This is a genomic window from Streptomyces sp. PA03-6a, from assembly GCF_033792765.1.
Lineage (GTDB): Bacteria > Actinomycetota > Actinomycetes > Streptomycetales > Streptomycetaceae > Actinacidiphila.
Map to the genome: position 1 here is coordinate 18,893 of NZ_JARAVK010000116.1, position 9,998 is coordinate 28,890.

Sequence of the window (9,998 nt, forward strand, 5' to 3'; positions counted from 1 at the left end):
TCACCAGGCGAGCTGGGCGATCTCCTCGGCGACCACGGCCGCCGCGTCCGCCGCCGGGTCGATCACCGGGAAGTGGCCCACACCCGCCAGCAAGGTCAGCTGGACCTCCTCCCCCGCCTTCGCCGATGCCGCCGCGAAGGCCTCCGCGACCTGCGGCGGTACGACCTCGTCGCGGTCGCCGTGCACGACGGTCACGGGGATGCCGGTGGGCAGCAGCGCCGCCGGGTCGGTCTCGGCCCGGCGCTCGGCGAGCAGTTCGGGCCCGCCCAGCAGTTCGGCGACCGCCCCGGAGCACACGTCGCGCTCCACGGCGGCCTCGAAGTCGGCGATGGGCGCGAGCGCCACCACCCCGCGCAGCGTGGGCGCGCCGGGGCGGTGCCAGCGCGACCCGGCCGGCAGCACGTGCCGGGCGGCCGCCCACAGCGCGAGGTGGCCACCGGCCGAGTGACCGGTGAGCACGATCCGCCGGACGTCGACGGTGTCCTCGCCCAGGGCGGCCACGGCCAGCGCCGCGACGGCGTCGGTGGCCGCCGCCACGTCGTCGAAGGTGTCCGGCCAGCGGCCCGCGACCGTACCGCCGTTGCCCCGGCGGTACTCCACCGAGGCCACCGCGAAGCCGTGCCGGGCGAGCAGGTCCGCGAGCGGTGAGACGTGCGTCCTGTCGTACGGCGCCCGCCAGGCGCCGCCGTGCAGCAGCACGACCAGCGGCCCCGGCCGTGTGCCGTCCGCCCCGGGCCGCGGACGGTAGAAGTCCACGACCTGGTCCGGGTGGTCGCCGTAGGCGGCCGTGGCGTCCGGGGGGACGGGGGCGTGCGAGAACGCGGACGCCTCCTCGGCCGCGGCCCGCTCCGCGGGGTCCCGCGGAGCGGACCGGGGCCCCACCGCGTCGGCGCGGCCGTCGGCGCCTGCCGGAATGGTGTCGCTCGACGAGGTGGGATCGGACATGCGTTACCGCGTCCCTTCCAGGACCTGGGCCAGCACCCGCGCCGCCCGCTCGGCGTCCGCGAAGCGCGTGTACAGCGGGGTGAATCCGAAGCGGAGGATATCCGGCTCGCGGAAGTCGCCGACGACGCCCCTGGCGATCAGCTCCCCCATCACCGCGCCCGCGCCGGAGCAACGCAGCGCGACCTGGCTGCCCCGCTCGGCGTGCGCGGCCGGGGTGACCGACCGTACGGCGCCGTCCGGCACGTACGCCGCGACGCACTCCAGGAAGAAGTCGGTGAGGGCGAGGCTCTTGGCCCGCACGGCGTCCAGGGACACGCCGTCCCAGACGTCGAGGGCCGTGTCCAGCGCCAGCAGCGACAGGATCTCCGGGGTGCCGACCCGGCCCCGGACGCTGCCGTCGGCGGGCCGGTAGGCGGCCTCCATCGCGAACGGGTCGCGGTGGGAGTTCCAGCCGGGGAGCGGGGAGTCGAAGCGCGGCTGCAGGTCACGGCGGACGTACAGGTACGCGGGCGCGCCGGGGCCGCCGTTGAGGTACTTGTACGTGCAGCCGACGGCCAGGTCCACGCCGTGCTCGTCCAGGCCGACCGGCAGGGCCCCGGCCGTGTGGCAGAGGTCCCAGACCACCAGGGCGCCGGCCGCGTGCACGGCGGCGGTGGTGGCCGGCAGGTCGTGCAGCCGGCCGGTGCGGTAGTCCACGTGGTTGACCAGCGCGACGGCGGTGCGCGGGCCCGCCGCGGCGGCGACCTCCGCGGCGTCGACCGCGCGGATCGCGCACCCGGTCATACGGGCGGCGGACTCCGCGATGTACCCGTCCGTCGGGAAGGTGGCGGCGTCGACCAGCACCTCGTCACGGGCCGGATCGGTCTGCCGGGCCATCCGGACGGCGCCGACGACGGCCTTGAAGACGTTGACGCTGGTGGAGTCGCCGGCCACGACCTGGCCCGGGGCGGCGCCTACGAGCGCGCCGATGCGGTCTCCGATCCGCTCCGGCGCCGTCCACCAGCCGCTCTCGGTCCAGGAGCGGATGCGCATCTGCCCCCACTCGCGCGCGACCACGTCCGCCATCCGGTCCTGCACCCCGGCGGGCAGCGCGCCCAGCGAGTTGCCGTCCAGGTAGACCACGTCGTCCAGCACGAAGCGGTCGCGGAGCTTGGCCAGCTCGTCGGCGGTGTCGAGGCGGGCGGCCCGCGCCGCCGGGGACTCGGTGGGCTTCATCGCGTCAGACATGGCTGCGGGCCGTCCAGAGCTCGGGGAACACGTTCTTGGTCGCGCGCTTCTCCAGCCAGGAGACCCCGGCGGAGCCTCCGGTGCCGGTCTTGGCGCCCATCGCGCGGCGGGTCGCCACCAGGTGGTCGTTGCGCCAGCGCCACACCAGCTCGGCCACCTCGGTCAGCGCCTCGCCCAGCCGGACGAGTTCGTCCTCCTGGTCACCGGCGTAGACGGCCTGCCAGGCCCGCTCGACCGCCGGGTCGGCCTCGTAGCGCTGCGAGAGGTCGTCGCGCTGCGGGACGTCGTGGCCGCGGCGGGCCAGCAGCCGCAGCACCTCGTCGTAGAGGCTGGGTTCGTGCAGCGCCTTCTGCAGCTCGTCGTGCACCCGCGGCGCGCCGCGGTGCGGGACCAGCATCGACGCGGACTTCTCGCCGAGCAGGAACTCCATGCGCCGGTACATCGCGGACTGGAAGCCCGAGCCCTCGCCGAGGGCGGCGCGGTAGGCGTTGAACTGCGCCGGGGTGAGGTGGGCGATCGGCTCCCACGAGGCGTTGAGCGACTGCAGTTCGTAGGTGCTGCGCTTGAGCGCGGCCAGCGCGGTGGGCAGGTCGTCGGCCGCGAGCGCACGGGAGGCGGTCTCCCACTCGTGCACGATGACGGTGAACCACAGCTCCATGACCTGGGTGGTGACCAGGAAGACCATCTCGCCGGGGTCGTCGGAGCGGGGGTGCTGCAGATGGGTGAGGACGTCGGCCTGGACGTAGTCCTCGTACGGGGTGGTCCCTTCGAAGTCCAGGTTCGGGGCCTCGGGGGCCGCCTGGGAAACGTCGGGGCGGTGGGACATCGGTGTCTCCGTGGATACGAGCTACCGGGTAGCGGTCTGTCCCGCGCGCCGTCGCGGCGGGACCCCGGTCCCCTCGGGCCCGCGCTCTACCGGCGCCGGGCCCAACGGGCATCATGCGTGGTCAGAGCACGCTACGGCAAGACCTGCCCGGCGCGCGCGCCGGACAGGTCGGGGGTGGATGCCGTGGTCGGCGGCGGGGCGGTGGCTCAGCCGAGGGTGTCGGCGGCGGTCTGGGAGGAGTCCCGCAGGAAGGTGCTGCAGCGCTCGTACTCCTCCTGCTCGCCGATCGCCTGGGCGGCGCGCGCCAGGGCGTGCAGGGCCCGCAGGAAGCCGCGGTTGGGCTCGTGCTCCCAGGGCACCGGGCCGTGGCCCTTCCAGCCGTTGCGGCGCAGCGCGTCCAGGCCGCGGTGGTAACCCGTGCGGGCGTAGGCGTACGACTCGACGACCCGGCCGCCCTCGAAGGCGTCGTCCGCGAGCTGCGCCCAGGCCAGGGAGGACACCGGGTACTTGGCGGCGACCTCGGAGGGGGCCGCTCCCGAGGCGAGCAGCTCGCGCGGCTCGGGGTCGTCGGGCAGGTTCGTCGGGGGCGGTCCCCCGAGCAGGTTCTCGTGAATGGCCATGGGTTCCAGTATGGCCGGGGCCCGGCCCTCCGCGTGGAAGGGCCGGGCCCGGTGCGTACCGCCGTGCGGGGCGGTTACTTGAGCTTGGTGCCGGCGGAGCGCAGGTCCTGGCAGGCCTCGAGGACGCGGGCGGCCATGCCGGCCTCGGCCAGCTTGCCCCAGCTGCGCGGGTCGTAGGTCTTCTTGTCGCCGACCTCGCCGTCGATCTTCAGCACGCCGTCGTAGTTGCGGAGCACGTGGTCCGCGACCGGGCGGGTGAAGGCGTACTGCGTGTCGGTGTCGATGTTCATCTTGACCACGCCGTTCTCCAGCGCGGTGGCGATCTCCTCCTTGGTGGAGCCGGAGCCGCCGTGGAATACGAAGTTGAACGGGTCCTGCTTGCCGAACTTGGCGGCCACGCCCTCCGCGAGCTCCTTCAGCAGCTCGGGACGGAGCACGACGTTGCCCGGCTTGTAGACGCCGTGGACGTTGCCGAAGGACGCGGCGAGCAGGTACCGGCCCTTCTCGCCCAGGCCCAGCGCCTCGGCGGTGCGGATGGCGTCCTCGACCGTGGTGTACAGCTTGTCGTTGATCTCGTGGGTGACGCCGTCCTCCTCGCCGCCGGTGGGAGTGATCTCCACCTCGAGGATGATCTTCGCCTTGGCCGCCTCGGCCAGCAGCTCCTGGGCGATGGCGAGGTTGTGGTCGAGGGTCTCGGCGGAGCCGTCCCACATGTGCGACTGGAACAGCGGGTTGCGGCCGGCCGCCACGCGCTCCTGGGAGATCGCCAGCAGCGGGCGCACGTAGCCGTCCAGCTTGTCCTTCGGGCAGTGGTCGGTGTGCAGCGCGATGTTGACGGGGTACTTCTCGGCGACGACGTGCGCGAACTCGGCCAACGCCACCGAACCGGTGACCATGTCCTTCTTGTACTGGCCACCGAGGAACTCGGCGCCGCCCGTCGAGATCTGGACGATGCCGTCGCTCTCCGCCTCCGCGAAGCCGCGCAGCGCGGCGTGCAGGGTCTGGGTCGAGGTCACGTTGATGGCCGGGTAGGCGAACTTGCCGGCCTTCGCCCGGTCGAGCATCTCGTTGTAGATCTCGGGGGTTGCGATGGGCATCTGTCCGCTCCTTGTGATGTGCGGGTTGTTCGGTGAGTGACCCTGACCTGGGATCGACGTCATCGTCGCCCCCATCTTGGCAGACTTGCGCGAGAGCTCCACACACTGCGCAGCACGGACATACCTCAGGGGTGAAGGGTTTCACGTGAAACCCTTCACCCCTGAGGGAAAGCGCAGGTCAGACGGCCAATCAGCCCAGGCCGAGATCGTCCAGACCGAAGGCGCGGACGTACGGGAGACCGGCCTGCGCGATGGCCCCGGCGGCGCCCCGCTCGACGATCACGGCGACGGCCACGACCTCGGCGCCGGCCTCGCGCGCGGCCTCCACCGCGGTCAGCGGCGAGCCACCGGTGGTCGAGGTGTCCTCGACCACCAGCACCCGGCGGCCCTTGATGTCCGGCCCCTCGATGCGGCGCTGCATGCCGTGTGCCTTCTGCGCCTTGCGCACCACGAAGGCGTCCAGCCGGCGGCCGCGGGCCGCGGCGGCGTGCAGCATCGAGGTGGCGACCGGGTCGGCGCCGAGGGTGAGCCCGCCGACGGCGTCGAAGTCCAGGTCGGCGGTGGCGTCGAGCATCACCTGACCCACCAGCGGAGCGGCTTCGGCGTCCAGCGTGATCCGGCGCAGGTCGATGTAGTAGTCGGCCTCGAGACCCGAGGAGAGGGTCACCTTGCCGTGCACCACGGCCTTGTCCTTGATCTGCTGCAGCAGGGCATCACGCGCGTCGCTCATGGCCACGAGCCTAGCCCAGCGGCTCCCAGGCCCAGGTGGCGCGCATCTCCAGCGGGTCGATCGGGGTGACCAGGCGCGGCGCGGTGTTCAGCCCGTTCGGGGGGCCCGACTGCGGCTCCACGCAGATGGCCGGGGGCTGTTCGTCGTAGACGACGACCCACTCGGCGGGGCTGGTGATCCGCAGCCGTAGCTCGCCCGGCCACGTCAGGGTGACGTCCACACCGTCCGGCATGCCGAAGCAGTCGTCCCAGGGGCGGGGCCCCGGCTCCACCCGGTGGCCGGTGGGCAGGTGGTCCTCGCCGCGCTCCTCCATCCAGCCGGGGGTGAAGTCGATCAGGGCGTCCTGCCCGCCCCGGCCGAGGTTGCGCAGGAACCAGGGGTGCCAGCCGGCCTGGGCCGGAAAGGAGTCGTCCGTGGTCTCCACGCTCATCGTGAGGTCCAGACGGTCCTGCGACAGCTCGAAGCGCTGGCTGACCCGGCCCTTGTACGGCCAGGGCTCGGCCAGGTCGTAGTAGAAGCAGGCGCTGGTGCCGGTGGCGCCCGGGGCCTCCTGCCAGGCGACGTGCCGGCCGGTGCCGTGGATGGCGTGCGGGCCCGCGTCCCGCGGCATCTGGTGCAGCACCCCGCCGTTGCGGAACTGCCCGTCCCGAGTGCGGCCGCACCACGGGACCATCGGGAAGGACCCGAAGTTGGGGCCCTGCCGCAGCAGCTCGACGCCGCCGACGGTCAGCGAGCCGACTCGGCAGCCGAGATCCGGAAGGATCGTCAGCCGCGCCGGTCCGGCTTCGAGTTGGACTGCGTGCTCGTCGTCTCGCCCGTCAGGGGTCTCATCCGTGGCCACGGCACAGACCCTACGGGAACGAGCGCCTGCGTCGCCGCAGCACCCGCCCCGCGACCACGGCCGACAGCAGCAGCGCCGCCGCGGCCGGCGCGTAACGGCGCAGCGAGGCGGCCGCGGCGCCGCTCTGCGGTGCGGGCACCGGGGCGTAGCGGCCGCGCGGCGGGGCGTGGTCGACCTCCTCGGCGCTGCGGCCGATCAGGGTGCGGCGGGCGTGCGCGGCCTCCGCGGGCAGGTCGATGCCGGCCGGGTCCTCGGGGACCCTGGCCACCGCCTCCGCTCCGGGCAGCACCTCGCCGACGGCCTCCGCGCCGTCCGCGTCCTCCAGCTCGGGGAGTTCCTCCAGCTCACGCAGCTCCTGGGCGTCGTGCCCGGCGAACTCGTCGAGCTGCGCGGGCAGGTCGTCGGCGAGGTCCTCGGCACCGGCGTCCTCCACGGCCGGCTCGGGCGCCCCCGCCGGTGCCTGCTCCTCCAGGTCGGAGGTGAGCGCGGCGACGAAACGGTCCAGCAGGCGGTGGCCGGCGGCGGTGACCGTCGCCTCCTCGTACTCGCCGAGCCGCCCGTCGGCCTGCACGGTGCCGCTGAAGGTCAGCAGGGCGCCGCCCGACACGGCGTCCACGCCGAGCTCCAGCGCCAGCTTGACCGTGCCCGCGCCGCGCGACTCCACCGCCTCGCCCTCGACGGCCAGCCCGCCGCCGCGCGGGACCAGTCGCAGTGTGCCGCGGTAGGTGATGGTCGAGCCGCCGATCCGGAGCCTCAGCCGGCCGGCGAGCCCTTCCTCGGCGCCGGCGTCCCGCTGGAGGCCGGGCACGCAGCGCGCCACGCGCTCCAGGTCGGCGAGGGACCGGCGAATGGTTTCGGCCGGAAACGGAACGAACACCTCATGCGGCTCCATGCCGCGAGCCTAATCCGCCGGGCGGTGCTTCGGTGCCGATTCCCCGCCGGTTCGCCCTCACCCGGAGCGCGGATGCATCAGCGTCGACGGGGGCAGGTCACGCAGCGGGGACCGCGCGGCCCGCCGGACCGCCGAGGCGAGCGCGGCGGGGGACAGCGACCGCAGCCGCGGCGCGTCCGCGGGCAGCCGCGGGGCCGGGGCGCGGTGCCGGGCGGCGAGGACGAAGCCCCAGTCCTCGTCCCCGCGGCCGGTGCCGATCCAGTAGTCGGCGGTGCGCAGCCCGGACGCCCGTACCGTCGCGTCGACGGTCCAGAAGCCGCGCCGGGCGGCGCCGGGCGCTCCCGCGTGCACGGCGAGCCGCCCGCCCGGGGCGAGCACGCGCCCGGCCAGCCCGTAGAACTCCTGCGAGTACAGCTTGGCGCTGCGCGAGATCCCCGGGTCGGGGAGGTCGGCGAGCACGACGTCGTACCCGCCCGGCGGTCGCGGCGGCCCCTCCCGGCGCAGCCAGTCGAAGACGTCCGCGGCCGCCACCTCGATCCGGGGGTCGCGGTAGGCGTGCCGGTTGAGGCGGGCCAGCGCGGGGTCGTCCCGCGCCAGGGCGAGGAGCCGGGCGTCGGGGTCGACCAGGGTCACCGAGCCGACCCCCCGGTAACGCAGCACCTCGCGCAGCGCGAGCCCGTCGCCGCCGCCGAGGATCAGCACCCGGCGGTGCCGGCCCGCCATGGCGGGGTGCACCAGCGCCTCGTGGTAGCGGTACTCGTCCCGGCCGCGGACCCGCAGCCGGCCGTCGAGGAAGAGCTGCAACGGAGCCGAGGTGAGCACGACCTCCTGGACGGCGGTCTGCTCGGCGAGCCGCACGTCGCCGCCGTACACCGCCTGCCGGGCCGCCCGCTCGAACGGCCCGGCGGCCCAGGCCGCCGCCGCCAGCACCGCGAGGACCACGAGGTTGGCGGCGATCAGCCGGGCCCGGGCACGTGGCGTGACGTCACTGCGGAAGAGCCAGAGCACGATGGCGCCGCCCGCCACGGCGTTGACCGCGCCCGTGACGAGCGCCCCGGTCAGCTGGCCGTAACAGGGCAGCAGGAGGAAGGGGAAGGCCAACCCGCCGACCAGCGCGCCCACGTAGTCCGCGGCGAAGAGGTCGGCGACGGCACCGCCCGCGTCCTGCCGCCGGACCCGCTGGATCAGCGTCATCAGCAGCGGGATCTCGGCGCCGATCAGCACGCCGATGGCGAAGGCGAAGACCGCCATCGCGGGCCGGGACTGGCCGAACCAGGCGAAGCTGGCGTACAGCGCCATCACCGAGAGCCCGCCGACCAGCGCCAGCACGATCTCGACGGCCGCGAAGCCGATCGCCGGCGCGCAGCTGAGCCGCTTGGCCAATAGGGAGCCGACGCCCATGGCGAAGACCATCACGGACAGCACGATCGAGGCCTGCGTCACGGAGTCGCCGACCAGGTACGAGGCGAGCGCGACCAGTTCGAGCTCGTACACCAGGCCGCAGGCGGCGCAGACGAAGACCGCGGCCAGGACCAGCGCCCTGGCCGCGGCCACCGGGACGGGGAGCCGCAGCCTGCAGGCGCGCGGGGCGGCCCGGGCCGTACGGGAGGTGGACTGGTCGATCATGCTTGCACGCTATGTCAGGTATATGGCGGTCCACGTCACCCACAGGAGTGCAATTCGTGGCACTTGGCGGCGCGTTGACGCCGTGCCGGCCACGGGCGTACCACCGCGCTCACGGCTGCGCGCTGAGGGTCGAACGGGTCGCCACCAGGCGTCCTTCCTGGGGGTACGCGTGCCAGGTGCGCCACAGGACGCTGCCGCCGCGGTACTGCACGAGCATCGCGGTGAAGGCGTGCGGATCACCCGGGAACGTCCCCGCGAGGCCATTGGGGTGATCGGCCACCAGCGCGAGCAGCTCCTGCGCCCGCCCCGCGAAGCCCCCCCGGGAGAGCGTCTCGATCCGCGCCGCGAACTCGTAGTCCCAGCCGGCGATCCGCCGCGCCACACCGAACGGCAGCGGCGCGCTGGTGCCCGGCAGGCAGGCGACGGTCTCCGAGCAGCGGCCGCGGGCCGAGTCCAGGATGACCTGGTGGGAGGCGCCGAGCAGCCGCAGCTGGACCTGGACGCGGGGGGCGGCGGGCGCCGCGGGCGCACCGGAACCGGCGCCCGGGAGCTCGCGGTCGAGCACGGCGAGCGCCGGCAGCTCGTCCTTCCCCAGACACCAGGCCAGGTCGCCGGCGCGGGTGTCGGTGTAGGCAGTCTGAAGCATGGTGAGCATGAAGTCGGCTCCGCAGGCACATCGCGAGCAAGCGAGGGGAGGTCACGGGCATGGGGGGAGAGGACGCGCCGACCCGCGCCTGTGGGGGAGAACGTCCGTCGGCTCGTGCCCACGAGGGGTCGGTGAATACGCAATCATGAATGGCGCGTCGCCTTCAGCGTTTTTACCCATCTCCACCCCCTTTACATCCGCAAGGGCCCGGACGGGTTCAGGTGTTCACTACAAATGCGCCCGACGGGTGAGTAACCCGCCGGGCGCATATGCGATTCGGCACGGGCAATACGCAATTTCGTATCGTCAGCTTCCGCCGCCACAGCCACCGCCGCCACAGCCACCGCCGCCCCCGCCGCACGAGCTGCTCCCCCCGCCGCACGAGCTCCCGCCGCCGCAGGAGTGGTGGCCTCCCCCGTGGTGGCCAGCAGTCCTGCGGGCGCTGGGGCGCGTGCGGCGGGGGGAGAAGCTCCTGTCTCTAATACACATCTCCAGGCCCACGAGACCTGTCGACTACGCGAATAGAGCCGTCGGGTCGATAAAAGTGA

At 73.8% G+C, this 9,998-nt stretch carries 10 protein-coding genes; all 10 read right to left on the bottom strand.

Annotated features, from left to right (window positions below; all coding sequences use genetic code 11):
* Entirely contained in the window at positions 1–945 is a 945-nt protein-coding gene (locus PV350_RS25830; protein ID WP_499512643.1) for an alpha/beta hydrolase family protein, read from the bottom strand.
* A gap of 3 nt (positions 946–948) precedes the next feature.
* Entirely contained in the window at positions 949–2,172 is a 1,224-nt protein-coding gene (kynU, locus tag PV350_RS25835) for a kynureninase (RefSeq protein WP_500336358.1), read from the bottom strand.
* Positions 2,165–2,998: a tryptophan 2,3-dioxygenase family protein gene (locus tag PV350_RS25840; protein ID WP_500336359.1), complete on the bottom strand. Its 834-nt coding sequence runs from the start codon at positions 2,996–2,998 to the stop codon at positions 2,165–2,167. The genes kynU and PV350_RS25840 overlap by 8 nt, the downstream gene beginning before the upstream one ends.
* A gap of 206 nt (positions 2,999–3,204) precedes the next feature.
* A complete protein-coding gene (locus PV350_RS25845; protein WP_499512646.1) occupies positions 3,205–3,618 on the bottom strand; it encodes a DUF3151 domain-containing protein in 414 nt (137 codons plus the stop codon).
* 74 nt (positions 3,619–3,692) lie between these two features.
* On the bottom strand, positions 3,693–4,715 hold the full coding sequence (gene fbaA / locus PV350_RS25850) for a class II fructose-bisphosphate aldolase (protein WP_499512647.1): 1,023 nt from the start codon (positions 4,713–4,715) through the stop codon (positions 3,693–3,695).
* Between the two features lie 190 nt (positions 4,716–4,905).
* Positions 4,906–5,445, bottom strand: coding sequence for an orotate phosphoribosyltransferase (gene pyrE / locus PV350_RS25855; protein WP_499512648.1), 540 nt, complete (start codon positions 5,443–5,445; stop codon positions 4,906–4,908).
* Between the two features lie 10 nt (positions 5,446–5,455).
* A complete protein-coding gene (locus tag PV350_RS25860; protein WP_499512649.1) occupies positions 5,456–6,286 on the bottom strand; it encodes an aldose epimerase family protein in 831 nt (276 codons plus the stop codon).
* Positions 6,287–6,296: 10 nt separating this feature from the next.
* A complete protein-coding gene (locus PV350_RS25865) occupies positions 6,297–7,178 on the bottom strand; it encodes an SRPBCC domain-containing protein (protein ID WP_499512650.1) in 882 nt (293 codons plus the stop codon).
* A 57-nt stretch (positions 7,179–7,235) separates the two neighbouring features.
* Positions 7,236–8,804, bottom strand: a complete 1,569-nt coding sequence (locus PV350_RS25870; protein WP_500336362.1) for a polyamine aminopropyltransferase — start codon at positions 8,802–8,804, stop codon at positions 7,236–7,238.
* A 109-nt stretch (positions 8,805–8,913) separates the two neighbouring features.
* Positions 8,914–9,459, bottom strand: a complete 546-nt coding sequence (locus tag PV350_RS25875; RefSeq protein WP_499512652.1) for a DUF2617 family protein — start codon at positions 9,457–9,459, stop codon at positions 8,914–8,916.
* Between the last annotated feature and the right edge of the window lie 539 nt (positions 9,460–9,998).